Below are 15140 nucleotides of genomic sequence, written 5' to 3' on the forward strand. Positions count from 1 at the left end.
CCGGTGGTTGGGTGCGGAGGATCTTGCGGGGCCCGCCCCATGCCGGCCGCGCGGGCGGCCTTGTGGGGCTTACGCGGTGTCTTGCGTCGGGGGCTGGTCGCTTCGCGGTGTTGGTGGCGGTCGGTTAGGTAGTTGGGGGCGTGCGGTGTCTTGCGCCGGGGCGTTGGTCGTTTCGCGCTACGTGCATTTGTAGGATGGGTGGAGCGCGTGGGGTGGTCACTTGTGCGCGGGTGCTTGCCGCGCGTAACCCATCGTCGCTTGCGAAGGCGTGGCCGGATTATGCTGTGGTATTCACGCTTCTCATCCGGGCTTTTATCATGCAATTTTCCGCCGCTATCCCCATTCTGCGCATCTTCTCGGTCGAGAAGGCGCGCGAGTTCTATCTGGATTATCTGGGGTTCTCGTGGGACTGGGAGCATCGATTCGAGGCCGGGTTTCCCTTGTATGCGCAGGTGCATCGCGGCGACTTGGTCCTGCATTTGAGTGAACACCATGGGGATGCGACGCCGGGGTCGGCGGTGTTTGTGCGGATGCAGGGGGTGGATGCGTATCACGCGGAGCTCACCGCGACGCAGTACGGTTATATGCGGCCGGGCGTGGAAGAGGCGCCCTGGGGGCGGGTGCTGGCGGTTATTGATCCGTTCGGCAACCGGCTGAGCTTTTGCGAAAGCCAGGACTAGGCGCTTACGCGCCAGTCCTGTTGTACTGGGTTTTACTGCCCCTTTTTCCTACATCTTGCATTCCGCCGCGTGCACGTCAGTGTGGTCGCGGGCGAGTACCTTTTGGTTCTTGTAGACGAGCTTGCCGTCGGGGCCGGTTTCGATGTGCAGCAGGTACCAGTCCTGGATCGGGTGCTGGTTGGGGCCGAACTTGAATTTGCCGCGCACGGAGGGGAAGTCGGCGCGGCGCAGGGCGGTGCGGAAGTCGTCGGCGCGGCCGGTGACGTCGCCGTTGACGGCTTTGAGCGCCGAGGCGATCAGGTTGGCGGTGTCGTAGGCCTGGGCGGCGTAGGCGGTGGGCGGGCGTTTGTAGGCGTTGGTGAAGGCCTCGACAAAGTGCTTGTTCTGCGCGTTATCCAGGTCGGCGCTCCACAGTGAGCTCAGATAGAAGCCCTTGCTTGCGGTGCCGGTCGCGGCCAGCATGCGGTCGTCCATCGAGTAGATGGGCGTGATCATGCGAATCTTCTCGGACAGCCCCGAGTTGGCGAACTGCTTGGTCAGGTTGATGCCGGCGCCGCCGGGATGGAATTGGAAGATGGCGTCGGGGTTCAGCGAGCGGATGCGGGCGAGTTCCACCGAGAAGTCGGACTGGTCCAGCTTGGTATAGATCTCTTCGGCGATTTCGCCCTTGTAGGCGCGCTTGAAGCCGGCGACGGCGTCGCGGCCGGCCTGGTAGTTGGGGGCCATGACGACGACGCGCTTGACGCCCAGTTCGTTGGCCGCCATACCGGCGGTGTCCGCATAGGAGTCGTTCTGGAAGGCGACGGCAAAGTAGTTGGGGTTGCAGGCGCGGCCGGCATAGTTCGAGGGGCCCGCATTCAGGCTCACGTAGAAGCCGCCGGCGTTCAGCACCGTGGGGCCGACGGCGGCCATGACGTTCGAGAAGTTGACGCCCGTGAAGAGCCGCACGCCGTCCTGCACCATCTTGTCGGCGATCTGCTTGGCGTTGGCGGGCTTGAGCGCATCGTCTTCGACGCGCACGTTGACGGGCACGCCGCCCAGCTTGCCGCCGCCTTCTTTCACGGCCAGCATGAAAGCGTCGCGCTCGTCCTCGCCGATGTAGCCGGCGGGGGTGGAAAGCGTGCCGATGAAACCGATGTCCACCGGCTTTTGCTGCGCGGCGGCCGCGGAGGCCGCCAACGCCAGCAGGAGGGCGGCAGTGCCGCGGATGGGGGTCTTCTTCATGTTGTCTCCTCTTGTGCTCTTGTTATGTCGCCGCGAGGCAGTTCTCCACTTTCCAACCGTACAGCCACTGCAACGCGTCGTAGAACTGGGACTGGCCGCGGCCGGTCCACAGTTGGTTGCGCACGGTGCGTTCCACGCCCCGCGCGTGATACAGGCGGCCCATCTCCCGGGTGGACCAGACCACGCGCGCACTGCGCGGGATGCGGACCGATTCATACAGGCGGAAGGCTTCCTCCAGATCGTGGCCGCAGTGGCGCACGGCTTCGCCCAGCGTCACGGCGTCTTCCAGCGCCATACAGGCGCCCTGGGCCATGTATTGCGTCATGGGGTGGGCGGCGTCGCCCACCAGCGTCACGCAGCCCTGGCCCCACTGCTCGACGGGTTCGCGGTCGGCGGTAGCCCAGCGCTTCCACGACGTGGGGCGGTCCAGCATCTGGTGCGGGCGCGGATGGATGCCCTGGAAGTACGACAGCACCTCGTCCTTGCTGCCTTCGCGCACGCCCCATTCTTCTTGTTCGCGGCTGTGAAACGTGACGACCAGGTTGTATTGCTGGCCGCCGCGCAAGGGGTAGTGCACCAGGTGGCAGTGCGGGCCGGCCCACAGCACGGGTGCGTTGATGCGCAGTTCTTCGGGCATGTTGTCGCGTTCGACCACCGCCCGGTAGACGACGTGGCCGGTCACGCGTGCGGGGTCGCCGACCGTGCGTTCACGGATCACCGACTTGACGCCGTCCGCGCCCACGATGGCGTCCGCCCGGTAGCGGTTGCCGTCCGTGTCCACGACCTCGACGCCGTTGCCGTCTTGCGACATGCCGGCGATCTGGGTAGACGTGCGAAAGCGGATCAGCGGGTTCTGCTGCACGGCTTCCAGGATGGACAGGTGGATGTCAGCGCGATGGATCACGGCATATGGGCCGCCGAAGCGCGCGCGGAACGCGTCGCCCGTGTCGATGCGCACCACTTCCCGGGCATCCACCGCGTCCATCATGATGATGTGATCGGTGAAGACCGCGCGGGTGCGCGCCGTCTGGCCCACGCCCAGGGCGTCCAGTGCGGCGAAGGCGTTCGGGCCCAATTGGATCCCCGCGCCGATCTCGCCAATATGCGCGGCCTGTTCCAGCAGTTGCACCGCGATGCCTTGGCGGGTCAGGGCCAGCGCGGCGGCCAGGCCGCCGATGCCGCCGCCCACCACGATGACGGACCGGGCCGGTTGAGTGCTTGTCTTGGACGTGTTCATGATTGTTGTCCGCGCCGCGTCATTCCTGGCCGCCAAGGAAGGCGCCTTGGCGCGTCAACTGGGCCTGCAAGGCGGAAACGGGCACATCGGCAGGCGCGATGCCGGCGCGCAGCGCCATGGCCGCAGCCGTGCCTGCGGCTTCGCCCATCACGAAGCAGCTGCCGCTGACGCGCGCGGCCGACTGGCCCTCGTGCGTCATCGAGGCGCAGCGGCCGGCCACCAGCACGTTGTCGGCCACGCCGGGGCCGCGCTTGGGGACCATCATCCGGAACGGCAGCTGGTTGTAGCCCCGCGATTCGGGAATGGGTGGCCACATCCATTGCACGTCACCCGCCGTGTGCATTTCCAAGGGCCAGCCATTCACGCCGATGCTGTCTTCGAAATCGGCGCAGCCCAGCACGTGTTCCTTGGTCAATACCGCTTCGCCCACGATGCGGCGCGTTTCACGGATGCCGAGTTGCGGGGCGATGTCCAGTACATACGCGTTCTCGAAGCCCGGCACCTTGGCGCGCAGGAAGCCCAGGTATTGCATGATCTGTCGGCGGCCTTCCAGCTCTCCGGCGGACAGCGACCCGGCATTGGTGCCATCGGCCGCGCTGCCGTCGGCGTTGGCCAGTTGCGTGACGTTCACGCGCCATTCGTAATCGTGCTTTTGCGGACGCACGATGGCGCCCCGGCGGGGGAAGGTGAATTCGCCGCTGGCCGCGGCCTGGTCCATCAGGAGGGGGATGGTCTTCCAGGCTTCCTGAGCGCGCGCGCCGTCCACGTTGCCCACCTTGAACATGAGGGTGGGGTAGAGCATGTGGCCGTGTTCGTCGCCTTTTTCGAACGGCAACCCGCCCCATTGCGCGATGTCGGCATCGCCCGAGCAGTCGATGAACACGCGGGCGCGCACGGCGCAGCGGCCCGACTTGGTCTCCAGGAACAAGGCGTCCACGCGGCCGTCCTCGGCGCGTGCAAGGCCGGTGGCCAAGGCATGGAACAGCACGTGGGCCCCGCTGTCCTGCACCAGGCCGTCGGCCGCGCACTTGAAGGCCGAGATGTCGTAGGCCTGGGCGTGGATCTTGCCCAGGATCAGATGCGGATCATTCAGCCCGTCCATGGCGCGCATGCGGTCCAGCAGGTCGTCGGTCATGCCGTGCACGACCTGGCGGATGTCGCCGTGGATGTTGGCATGCAGCCCGCAGAAGTTCGACACGCCTGCCGCCGTGCCCATGCCGCCCAGGAAGCCGTAGCGCTCCACCAGCAATACGCTGGCGCCATTGCGGGCGGCGCTGGTGGCGGCCAGCACGCCGGCCGGGCCGCCGCCCAGCACCACGACGTCGTATTCGCCGTAGAGCGGGACCTGGCGGGCGGGTTCGTTGATCAGCATCTGATTCTCCTTGCTTGTCGTGCGTGTCACTGGCCTTTGATCCCCAGCTTCTTGATCAGGGGTTCCCAGCGCTTGAGCTCGTCATCCATGTAGGCACGGAACTCGGCAGGCGTGCTGCCGACGGGGTCCATGAACTGCGCTTGCAGGCGCTTGGCCACCTCGGGGTCGCGGATCGCCTGGATCAGCGCGTCGGACAGTTTCTTCTGGATGTCGGCCGGTACCTTGGACGACACCACGAAGCCGATCCACGCGGATCCCTCGATGCCCGGCACGCCTACTTCGGCCAAGGTCGGGATATCGGGCAGCAGCGCCGAGCGTTTGGACGAGGTGACTGCCAAGGCCTTCAGCCGGCCGTCTTTCACCATCGGCATGACGGCAATGGGCGGCAGCGCCGCGAATTGCGTGTCGCCCGACAGCAACGAGGTCAGGGCGGCGGGCGATGAGGGGTAAGGCACATGCGTGGCGCGCGCGCCGATCTGCTGCAGCAGCAATTCGACGGCCAGGTGGGACACCGTGCCCGCGCCCGGCGAGGGGAAGTTGTACTTGTCCGGGTTCTGCTTCAGCGCATCCAGTAATTGGCTGACGTTGCCGATGCCGGCGGAGGCGGGTACGACCAGCACGTTGGGCTGGTGCACGGCCAGCGTCAGGGGCGACAGGTCGGTCGCCGGCGCGTACGGCAGCTTGTCGAACAGCAGCGTGTTGTTCACCAGCGGGCCGGTGATGGACACGCCGAAGGTGTAGCCGTCGGGCTTGGCGTTGGCGATGGCGAAAGTGCCGATATTGCCGCTGGCGCCGGGCTTGTTTTCAATGACGATGGTCTGGCCCAGGATGGCGCCGGCCTTTTCGCCGACGATGCGGGCGACCTGGTCGGGGCTGGATCCGGGGCCGAAGGGCACGATAGCCTTGAGCGGTTGCGTGGGCCAGGCGTCGGCGGCCTGGGCTGCCGCCAGCGGCGCGGCCGCGGCCAGCGCCAGCATCAGGGCGCGCGCCGCCGCGTGGCGGGCCAGCGTCAGCGGACGGGACTTATTCATGCGTGTCTCCCACGTCTTTCATGGTGGCGAAATAGGTTTGCTCGTTGGCGATGAAGGCGGCGACCATCGCCCGGTAGGTGGCGTCCACCACCTGCTCAAGATTGGCGAAACCGCGGTTGTGGCGTTCGGCCAGCGCGCGGGCCTTGTCGAACACCTGGGCCTGGCGCGCGGGCGCGCTGACCTGGAAGGCGTCGCGCTTGAACCGCGCCGCGTCCTTGACGTACATGGCGCGCTCGGCAATCAGGCGCACGATCTCGTCGTCCAGCCGGTCGATGTTGGCGCGCACGTCGGCCAGGTTGGCGCACAGGGGCAGATAGGCCGGATCGGTGTATTCGCGCAGCGGCGCGCCGTGGGTGTCGGGTTCTTGCATGGGCGTCGTCATTGGGTGTAGTCGGGCTGGCGCGCGGGCGCGGCGGCCTGGAACGCGGGCTGCGCGTTGCAGTGGTCGAAGATCCGCAGGATGCGGGGGTAGGCAGACAAGTCGCAGCCCATGCGCTGCGCGTTGGCCACTTGCGGCACCAGGCAGCAATCGGCAAGCGTGGGCGCGTCGCCAAAGCAGTACGCGCCGTGTCCGTGGCGCGCCAGCAGTGCCTCGACGGCGGTCAGGCCTTCGCGGATCCAGTGGTGGTACCAGGCGGTCTTCTGCTCATCCGTGGCGCCCAGCACGTCCTGCAAATAACGCAGGATGCGCATGTTGTTCACGGGATGGATGTCGCAGGAAATGGCGTCGGACAGTTCCAGCACGCGGGCGCGCGCCAGCGTATCGGCCGGGATCAGGCGGGGCTCGGGATGCGTGGCATCCAGGTAGTCGACGATGGCGAGCGATTGCGACAACTGCGTGTCGCCATCGATCAGCAGCGGCACGCCCGCCGACGGGTTCTTGGCCACATAATCGGCGGCGCGCTGCTCCTGCTTGCGCAGGTTCACGGGCAGGTATTCGTAAGGCAGGCCCTTGAGCGCCAGCGCGATGCGCACGCGGTAGGACGTGGAGCTATTGAAGAAGCTGTGGAGTTGCATGCGGGTTCCTGGAAGGTCAGACCATGCGTACGCTGAGCGTGCCCAGGCCGTCGACGCCGCCGACCATCGTGTCGCCGCGCACGACGGGGCCCACGCCTTCCGGCGTGCCGGTGTAGATCAGGTCGCCCGCTTCCAGGCGGAAGTACTTGGACAGGTAGGCGATGGTCTCGGCGACGGACCAGATCAGCTTGCCGATGTCGCTGCGTTGCTTGTCCGCGCCATTGACCTGTAGCCAGATGGCGGCCTGGCCGATGCCGTCGACCGACGCGGCCGGGTGCAGCGGCCCGATGGGCGCGCTCTGGTCGAAAGCCTTGCCCAGTTCCCACGGGCGGCCGGCTTCGCGCATTTTCATCTGCAGGTCGCGCCGCGTCATGTCCAGGCCCACGGCGTAGCCCCAGACGTGCTGCAACGCGTTATCCACCGTGATGTTGGCGCCGCCCTTGCCGATGGCCGCGACCAGTTCAATCTCGTAATGCAGGTTGGCGGTCTCGGGCGGGTAGGGCAGGTCCAGCGTCTGGCCGTCGGCCACCGGAACGACGGCGTCGGCGGGCTTGCAGAAGAAGAACGGCGGTTCGCGGTCGGGATCGAAGCCCATTTCCCGGGCATGGGCGGCGTAGTTGCGGCCCACGCAGTAAACGCGGCGAACCGGGAAGGCGTCCTGGCTGCCGGCGATGGGCACGGCGACGGGGGCGGCGGGAGCAAACACGAAAGGCATGAATCACCCTTGAAAGAGGGAGGGAAAGCGGAAAGTGGCGGGGGTCGCGGGCTCAGGCGACGCGTTCTTCGCGCCACAGGCCCAGCGCGTCCTGCACCGGGCGGTCGGAATAGCTGAAGAGCGTGGCGTCTTCCAGCGCGGCCAGTTGCACGGGCAGCCAAGAGGGGGCCACGAAGACGTCGCGTGGACCGAAGTGGAATTCCTGGTCGCCGATGCGCGCCGTGCCGCGGCCTTCCACCACGCTGTAGACGGTGGAGTCGGTGCTGCGGTGGGTCTTGCCCTGGAAGCCGGCGGGCAGCAGCTGCATGAAGGTCGCCATCGTCGGCATCGGGTAGCCGCCCGTGGCCGGATTCAGGTAGCGCAGCTTCACGCCGTCCCAGGGGTCCAGTTCACCGTGGCGGTACAGCGCGTCCAGCGCTTCGCGGCTGCGTTCGTACGGGTAGTTGAAGATGGGCGACGTGCCGCTCGCGGCCTGATGGCGCACCGGCGCCATGTTGTGGCCGAAGCGGGCCATGCTGTCGCCTTCGGGCCGCGTGACGGGCTGGGTGGCTTGCGGGTAGTTCTCGGCAAAGCCGGCGTCCAGGAAGCGCAGCAGCGGAATGTCCAGGCCGTCCAGCCACACCACGGGTTCCCCGCCCTCGGTGGTTTCGGCGTTGCCGTGGTCGTGCCAGGTCCAGGACGGCGTGATGATGAAGTCGCCGGGGTGCATGGTGGTGCGCTCGCCATTGACGGCCGTATAGGCGCCGCGTCCTTCCACGATGAAGCGCAGCGCGGACTGCGTGTGGCGGTGGCTGGGCGCGATTTCGCCGGGCAGGATCAGTTGCAGGCCGGCATACAGGCTTTGGGTGATGCTGGCTTGTCCCGGCAGGCCGGGGTTCTCCAGGATCAGGACGCGGCGCACGGCTTCTTCGGCCGTGATCAGAGATCCCGACGCCATGACGTCGTCGCGCACGTCGTCGTATTTCCAGAGGGCAGGCACGCAGCGCGGGGCAGGCTGGCGGGGCACCAGGTTGTGCAGCGACTCCCACAGGGGAGCCATGTGCTTTTTGGCGATGCGCGCGTAATAGGCGGCGCGATCTGCGGCACGGTCGGCGGCATGATCGGCGCCGGCGGGGTGGCCGTCGGGCATGGTTGTCTCCAGTATGTCCGGCTGATGCCGGCTTCTACGGGTGGCCGCCGCGTGGTTCGCGGCTGGTCCGGATATGGAGACGATTATGCGTAAGCAGCTATGTGTTTAATAATGAAATTATCTTATTATCCATACGAATAACAATATACATACGAGACAACCTCCTCTCGGCGAGGACCCGCATGGACTGGACCCACCGCCTGCGGCTGCGCAATCTGAAGATGCTGCTGAGCCTGGCGCAGACCCGCAACATCAGCCATTCGGCCGCGATGCTCAACACCACGCAGCCCGGTTTGTCGAAGTGGCTGAAAGACCTGGAAGACGATATAGGCCTGCCGCTGTTCGAGCGCCATGCGCGCGGCCTGCGGCCCACCCCGCACGGCGACGTGCTGATCGCCCACGCCCAGCGCGTGGAATCGCAGCTGGACCGCGCCAGCGCCGACATGGCCGCGTTGCGTGAAGGCGGCGGCGGCCGGGTGGTGATCGGCGCGTCCGGCGCGTCGGCGTCAGATACGGTGCCGCTGGCGGTGATGAAGCTGCTGGAACGCATGCCGCAGGCGCGCGTGAAGCTGGTGGAGGGCACGACGGACCGCCTCCTGGCGCAACTGGCCCAAGGCGACCTGGACATCGTGGTGGGCCGCTCGGCGCCCGAGCATCACGACCCGGCGATCCGCTTCGAGGCGCTGTACCTGGAACCCATCCATCTGGTGGCGCGCCCGCGCCATCCGCTCTTCTCGATCGAGCAGCCCAGCTGGCAGGACCTGCTGTCTTACCGCTGGATCCTGTGGCCCAAGGGCACGCCCATCCGCAATGCGGTGGACGCCGCGTTGGCGGCCGCCGGGCAGGCGCCGCCGCCGGACCATGTGGAGTCGAACTCGGTGACGATCAACCTGACGCTGATCAACAACAGCGACATGATCGGCGTGGCCTCGCACCGCGCGGCGCTGCGGTTTTCGCAGATGCGGGCGATGCGGATCATCCCGGTGCGCTTGTCCGGTTTCGGCTCGGTGGCGATGTATTGGCGCGAAGACGCCTTCAGGCCACTGGCGGTGCAGGAAGCGATGGCGGCCTTGCGCAATACGGTGGCGGAACATGCGCCGGGCGTGACGAGGCTGTGATGCCATCCTCCGGCGCGGGCCTGAATGCGTTGATCGCGCAGTGCCGCCGGGTGGAGGCTGCGCTGGCCGGAAGCCCGGACCCGTCCGCGTCCGTGGCCATGCATCGGTTCGTGGCCGACATGGACGCCCGTCGGATCCCGCCGGGGATGTGGTCGCCGTTGGCGTTGTCGGTACTGGTGATGACGGGCGGGTTGGGCGTCGGCATCGAAGTGCTTAGCCTGGTGCTGCGCGCCGTGGGCTCGGCCTGGGCGGCGTTCGCGCTGGTGGCGGTGTGCGCGGGGACGGCGCTGGCGTTGTCGATCGCGGTGGTGATGCTGATGGCGGGACGGTCGGCGGGGCTGGTGATCGTGAAGTGGCTGGCGATCGGGTTGGTGACCGTGGGCGGCCTCGGCGTGATTGCCTGGACGCAGGGGGATGTGAGGGCAGTGGGGCCTGCCGTGGCGTTGCTGGGGGGGTTAGGGGCCTGGTTGGTGGCCAATAGTGGGGGGTTTTTTGTGTTTGTGGGGTATCGGGTGGCGCGGCGGTATCTGGATCTTCGGAGGTAGGTTTTGGGTTCTTGAGGCGCCCGGCGCGGCGGTGGCCTGCGGGGGCTTACGCGGTGTCTTGCGTCGACGGGTGATGCTGCGCGTGTGGGTGCACTTCGCTGCGCGTTCGTAGGATGGGTGGAGTGCGCACCTGTCTGCCTACGAACACGGATGCATGCCGCACGTAACCCATCATCGATGCATGCTTCGCACGTAACCCATCGTCGATGCATGGCGACGCCGGCACTTCGACGATGGGTTACGCGCGATGGGCAGTCGCGCACCGGTGTAGCGCATTGCGCGCTACACCCATCCTACTTGGCTGCTACCGTTTCCGGCGGGACGGGGTTTTCCCAGCCGCCGCCGATGGCGCGGATCAGTTCCACGGCGGATCTTGCCTGCTCGCCGCTCAGCTGCACGGCCACGCGTTGTTGCAGCAGGACGCTGCGGTCGGCTTCGATCACGTCCAGATAGCTGATCGAGCCTTCGCGGTATTGCGTGTGCGACAGCTTGGCGGCGCGGGCCGAGGCTTCGACGGCGGCGTCTTGGGCCTTGGTCTGGTCTGCCAGGATGCGCAGGTTGGCCAGGTTGTCTTCGACTTCGCGGAAGGCGTTCAGCACGGTTTGGCGGTAGACGGCGACGTCTTCCTCGTAGACGGCGCGGGCGCGGTCCAGGCCGGCTTGGCGGCGGCCGCCGTCGAAGATGGGCATGGACAGCGCGGCGCCGACCAGCGGGCCCAGCAGGAACGTGCGGCTGGACCACTGGAAGAGGTTGCCCAGGTCGGACGACTCATAACCAAAGGCACCGGTGATGTCCAGGCGCGGGAAGAACGCGGACTTGGCGGCGCCGACGCGCGAGTTGGCGGCGGCCATGGCGCGTTCGGCGGCGGCGATGTCGGGGCGGCGTTCCAGCAGCGTGGACGGCAGGCCGGCCGGAATCGACAGCGCGACCTTCTGGATGGGCTGCGGCGGCATCGTGAAGTCGGACGGGGCGCGGCCCAGCAGCACGGCCAGCGCGTGTTCGGTCGTGGCGCGGCGGCGGTCGATGCCGAGTGCTTCCGATTGCGCGGAGGCAAGTTCGGCCTTGGCGCGCGCCAGGTCCAGTTCGCTGATGTCGCCGGCGTCGTAGCGGCGCTGGATCAGTTGCAGGGTGTCCGTGCGCAGCTTGACCGTCTGGTTGTACAGCTGCGATTCGGCGTCCTGTTCGCGCACCAGGAAGTACGTGGTGGCCACGTCGGCCTGCAAGGCCAGCAGCACCGAACGGTACAGCGCTTCGCTTTGCTGGGCGTCGGCGGTGGCGGCGTCGGCGGTGGATGCCACGCGGCCGAACAGGTCCGCTTCATACGACACCGCGCCTTGGGCGCGCCACGTCGTCACCGGGCTGGTGGACGTGCCGTCGGGCAGGCCTTGCGAGACGGCCGACGGGCGTTGGCGGTTGGGGCCGAAGGCCGCATCCAGCGAGGGGAAGAAGCCGGCGCGGGCCTCGCGCTGCAGGGCACGCGACTGCGCCAGACGGGCCGCAGCGGCCTGCAGGTTCTGGTTGGCGTGTTGCGCTTCGTCTTCCAGCTGGTTCAGGCCTTCATCGCCGAATACCTTCCACCAGGCGCCGCGCAGCGCGTCTTCCGACGGCTCGGCGGGCTTCCAGGTGCCGGCTTCGGAAGCGGGCAGGGCGGCTTCCTTGAATGCCGCCGGCGCGGCGGCAGACGGTTTTTCGTAAGTGGGGCCCACCGCGCAGCCGGCCAGCACGAGCAGGACGGCAAGCAAGGCGGAACCGCGGGTCAGTCTTTGGATCATGATGAATTCTCTTTGGCGCGCGCCCCGCCTGCTTGGGCGGGACGCGCTGGCTTCTCTTTCGTCTGCCGGCTTTACGCGTGAGTCTGCGTGGCAGGCGGTGCGTGCGGGTCGATGTGCGGCGCGCACTCCGGCGCTTCATGCGGGGCCGCCGAGTGCAGCGGCTTGCCGCCCAGCGAACGCAGCAGCACGTAGAACACCGGCGTCAGGAACAGGCCGAACAAGGTCACGCCCAACATCCCGAAGAACACGGCCACCCCCATGGCATGGCGCATTTCGGAACCGGCGCCAGACGACAGCACCAGCGGCACCACACCCATGATGAACGCGATGGACGTCATCAGAATCGGGCGCAGACGCAGGCGGCTGGCTTCGATGGCGGCTTCCAGCGGCGTGCGGCCGCTCATCTCAAGTTCGCGGGCGAATTCCACGATCAGAATCGCGTTCTTCGCCGACAAGCCCACCAGCACCATCAAGCCGATCTGCGTGAAGATGTTGTTGTCGTTGCCCGTCAGGTAGACGCCCGTCAGCGCGGCCAGGATGCTCATCGGCACGATCAGGATCACGGCCAGCGGCAGCGTCAGGCTTTCATACAGCGCGGCCAGCACCAGGAACACCAGCAGCACGCTGATGGGGAACACCCACAAGCCGGCATTGCCCGCCAGGATCTGCTGATACGTCAGGTCGGTCCATTCGAACTTCACCCCGCGCGGCAGCGTTTCGGCGGCGACGCGTTCGGCCGCGGCTTGCGCCTGGTCGGACGAGAAGCCGGGAGCCGGGCCGCCGTTGATGTCGGCAGCGGTGTAGCCGTTGTAACGCACCACCATTTCAGGCCCGAAGGTCTGCTTGACGGTCACCAGCGACGACAACGGCACCATGTCGCCCGCGGCATTGCGGGTCTTCAGCTGCAGGATGTCGTCGGCGTGCGCTCGGAACGGCGCATCGGCTTGTGCGCGCACCTGGAACACCCGGCCGAAGCGGTTGAAGTCGTTCACATACATCGAACCCAGGTAGATCTGCATGGTGTCGAAGACTTCCGTCACCGGCACGCCCAACTGCTTGGCCTTCACGCGGTCCAGGTCCACATCCAGCTGCGGCACGTTGATCTCGTAGCTGGAGAACGACGGGCCCAGTTCAGGCGTCTGGCGCGCTTTTTCCAGGAAGGCCTGCTTGGCCTTGTCCAGTTCGGCATAGCCGAGTGCGGCACGGTCTTCCAGTTGCAGCTTGAAGCCGCCCAGCGTGCCCAGGCCCATCACGGGCGGGGGCGGGAACACGGCGATGAACGAGTCCTGGATCGTTGCGAACTTCTGGTTCAGCGACGCGGCGATGGCGTTACCCGAGAGCGCGGCGCCCTTGCGTTCATCAAAGGGCTTGAGCGTCACGAACACGATGCCGGCGCTGGAGCTGTTGGTGAAGCCGTTGATCGACAGGCCCGGGAACGCGATGGCGGATTGCACGCCGGGTTCCTTCAGGGCGATGTCGCTCATGCGGCGGATCACGGCTTCCGTGCGGTCCAGCGAGGCGCCGTTGGGCAACTGCGTGAAGCCGATCAGGTACTGCTTGTCCTGCGCCGGCACGAAGCCGCCAGGCACCAGGTACGACACCCCGATGGTCGCGGCCACCAGCACCGCGTACACGCCCATCGCGCCGGCCTTGCGGCGGATCACGCCAGACACGCCCGAGCCGTAGGACTCGGAGGCGCGGCCGAACATGTTGTTGAACCAGTTGAAGAAGCGGCCGAAGACGCGGTTCATGCCACGGGTCAGCCAGTCCTGCTTGTCGTGATGGCTCTTGAGCAGCAGGGCCGACAGGGCGGGCGACAGGGTCAGCGAGTTGAAGGCCGAGATCACCGTCGAAATGGCGATGGTCATGGCGAACTGCTTGTAGAACTGGCCGGTCAGGCCCGTCATGAAGGCCAGCGGCACGAACACGGCGCACAGCGTCAGCGCGATGGCGATGATGGGGCCGCTCACTTCACGCATGGCGCGGTAGGTCGCGTCGCGTGGACTCAAGCCCGCCGCGATGTTGCGCTCGACGTTCTCCACCACCACGATCGCGTCATCCACCACGATCCCGATGGCAAGCACCATCCCGAACAGCGACAGGGCGTTGATGGAATAGCCGAACACCAGCAGCAGCGCGAACGTGCCCACGATGGAAACCGGCACCGCCAGCAGCGGGATGATGGACGCGCGCCAGGTTTGCAGGAACAGGATCACCACCAGCACCACCAGCGCAATGGCTTCCAGCAGCGTGTGCACCACGGCTTCGATGCTGGACCGCACGAACTGCGTGGGGTCGTATTCGATGCGGTATTCCACGCCCGGCGGGAAGTCCTGCTCCAGTTCGGCCATCGCGGCGCGCACCTTGCTCGAGACGTCCAGCGCGTTGGCGCCCGGCGATTGCATGATGCCCATGCCCACCGCCTGCTTGTTGTCCAGGAGCGAACGCAGACCGTATTCCTGCGCGTCCAGCTCCACGCGGGCGACGTCGGACAAGTGTGTCACGGCGCCGTCGGGCGAGGTCTTCAGGATGATGTCGCGGAACTCTTCTTCGCTTTGCAGGCGGCCGCGCGCATTCACGTTCAGCTGCAGCGGCACGTCGCCTTGCGTGGGCGATGCGCCGATCACGCCGGCGGCGACCTGCACGTTCTGTTCGCGGATGGCGGCGACCACTTCGGACGCGGTCATGCCGCGCTGGGCGACCTTTTGCGGGTCCAGCCAGACGCGCATCGAGTAGTTGCCCGAACCCCATACCGTCACTTCGCCCACGCCCGTGATGCGGGCCAGGCGGTCCTTGACGTTCAGGATCGCGTAGTTGCGCAGGTAGGTGATGTCGTAGCGGTCATTGGGCGAGATCAAGTGCACGACCAGCGTCAGCGTGGGCGAGCTCTTGGCGGTGGTCACGCCCAGGCGCTGCACGTCCGGTGGCAGGCGCGGCAGCGCTTGCGACACGCGGTTCTGCACCAGCTGCTGCGCCTTGTCCGGGTCCACGCCCAGCTTGAAGTTGACCGTCAGCGTCAGGTTGCCGTCGCTGTTGGCCTGCGACTGCATGTACAGCATGTCTTCCACGCCGTTGATGGATTCTTCCAGCGGCGAGGCGACGGTTTCGGCGATGACCTTGGGGTTGGCGCCCGGATACTGCGCGCGCACCACCACCGACGGCGGCACGACTTCCGGGTATTCGGAAATGGGCAGCTGGAACATGGCCAACAGGCCCGCCAGCAGCACCAGGATGGACAACACGCCGGCGAAAATCGGCCGGTCGATGAAGAACTTTGAGATATTCATGAACGTTCTCTGT

At 66.8% G+C, this 15140-nt stretch carries 13 protein-coding genes; 3 read left to right on the forward strand and 10 right to left on the reverse strand.

Annotated elements, in window-relative coordinates; translation table 11 throughout:
* Positions 1 to 317: 317 nt before the first annotated feature.
* Positions 318 to 680, forward strand: coding sequence for a glyoxalase superfamily protein (locus AC27VE_RS03205; RefSeq protein WP_006222502.1), 363 nt, complete (start codon positions 318 to 320; stop codon positions 678 to 680).
* Positions 681 to 728: 48 nt separating this feature from the next.
* Here AC27VE_RS03205 and AC27VE_RS03210 read toward each other — a convergent pair whose 3' ends face one another.
* Genes AC27VE_RS03210 through gtdA form a run of 8 tightly spaced genes read right to left on the reverse strand, consistent with a single transcriptional unit; the run spans position 729 to position 8405 of the window.
* Positions 729 to 1904 (reverse strand): ABC transporter substrate-binding protein, encoded by a 1176-nt coding sequence (locus AC27VE_RS03210; RefSeq protein ID WP_488703009.1) that lies wholly within the window; start codon positions 1902 to 1904, stop codon positions 729 to 731.
* Positions 1905 to 1926: 22 nt separating this feature from the next.
* A complete protein-coding gene (locus AC27VE_RS03215) occupies positions 1927 to 3141 on the reverse strand; it encodes a 3-hydroxybenzoate 6-monooxygenase (protein ID WP_488703010.1) in 1215 nt (404 codons plus the stop codon).
* A 19-nt stretch (positions 3142 to 3160) separates the two neighbouring features.
* Positions 3161 to 4513 carry an FAD-dependent oxidoreductase gene (locus tag AC27VE_RS03220; RefSeq protein WP_488703011.1) on the reverse strand — a complete coding sequence of 451 codons (1353 nt, stop codon included), beginning with the start codon at positions 4511 to 4513 and terminating at the stop codon, positions 3161 to 3163.
* A gap of 26 nt (positions 4514 to 4539) precedes the next feature.
* The gene (locus AC27VE_RS03225; protein ID WP_424625516.1) at positions 4540 to 5544 is read right to left on the reverse strand and encodes a Bug family tripartite tricarboxylate transporter substrate binding protein; all 1005 of its coding nucleotides are present in this window, start codon (positions 5542 to 5544) and stop codon (positions 4540 to 4542) included.
* The gene (locus AC27VE_RS03230) at positions 5537 to 5914 is read right to left on the reverse strand and encodes a chorismate mutase (RefSeq protein WP_427958746.1); all 378 of its coding nucleotides are present in this window, start codon (positions 5912 to 5914) and stop codon (positions 5537 to 5539) included. Before AC27VE_RS03230 ends, AC27VE_RS03225 begins: the two co-directional genes overlap by 8 nt.
* A gap of 8 nt (positions 5915 to 5922) precedes the next feature.
* Complete coding sequence (gene maiA, locus AC27VE_RS03235) at positions 5923 to 6561, reverse strand: maleylacetoacetate isomerase (RefSeq protein WP_315140722.1); 639 nt, start codon at positions 6559 to 6561, stop codon at positions 5923 to 5925.
* A gap of 16 nt (positions 6562 to 6577) precedes the next feature.
* On the reverse strand, positions 6578 to 7276 hold the full coding sequence (locus AC27VE_RS03240; RefSeq protein WP_488703012.1) for a fumarylacetoacetate hydrolase family protein: 699 nt from the start codon (positions 7274 to 7276) through the stop codon (positions 6578 to 6580).
* Positions 7277 to 7328: 52 nt separating this feature from the next.
* Positions 7329 to 8405 (reverse strand): gentisate 1,2-dioxygenase, encoded by a 1077-nt coding sequence (gene gtdA / locus AC27VE_RS03245; RefSeq protein ID WP_488703013.1) that lies wholly within the window; start codon positions 8403 to 8405, stop codon positions 7329 to 7331.
* A 182-nt stretch (positions 8406 to 8587) separates the two neighbouring features.
* Between gtdA and AC27VE_RS03250 the strand changes: the two genes are divergently transcribed.
* Together AC27VE_RS03250 and AC27VE_RS03255 are read left to right on the forward strand one after the other, a co-directional pair.
* Positions 8588 to 9523 carry a LysR family transcriptional regulator gene (locus AC27VE_RS03250; protein WP_006222493.1) on the forward strand — a complete coding sequence of 312 codons (936 nt, stop codon included), beginning with the start codon at positions 8588 to 8590 and terminating at the stop codon, positions 9521 to 9523.
* A complete protein-coding gene (locus AC27VE_RS03255) occupies positions 9523 to 10068 on the forward strand; it encodes a hypothetical protein (RefSeq protein WP_488703014.1) in 546 nt (181 codons plus the stop codon). Before AC27VE_RS03250 ends, AC27VE_RS03255 begins: the two co-directional genes overlap by 1 nt.
* Positions 10069 to 10361: 293 nt before the next feature.
* Here AC27VE_RS03255 and AC27VE_RS03260 read toward each other — a convergent pair whose 3' ends face one another.
* Together AC27VE_RS03260 and AC27VE_RS03265 are read right to left on the reverse strand one after the other, a co-directional pair.
* Positions 10362 to 11840 carry an efflux transporter outer membrane subunit gene (locus tag AC27VE_RS03260; RefSeq protein ID WP_006222491.1) on the reverse strand — a complete coding sequence of 493 codons (1479 nt, stop codon included), beginning with the start codon at positions 11838 to 11840 and terminating at the stop codon, positions 10362 to 10364.
* Between the two features lie 71 nt (positions 11841 to 11911).
* Positions 11912 to 15127, reverse strand: a complete 3216-nt coding sequence (locus tag AC27VE_RS03265; RefSeq protein WP_315140714.1) for an efflux RND transporter permease subunit — start codon at positions 15125 to 15127, stop codon at positions 11912 to 11914.
* Between the last annotated feature and the right edge of the window lie 13 nt (positions 15128 to 15140).

It is taken from the genome of Achromobacter sp. 18P8.1.1 (genome assembly GCF_057799415.1).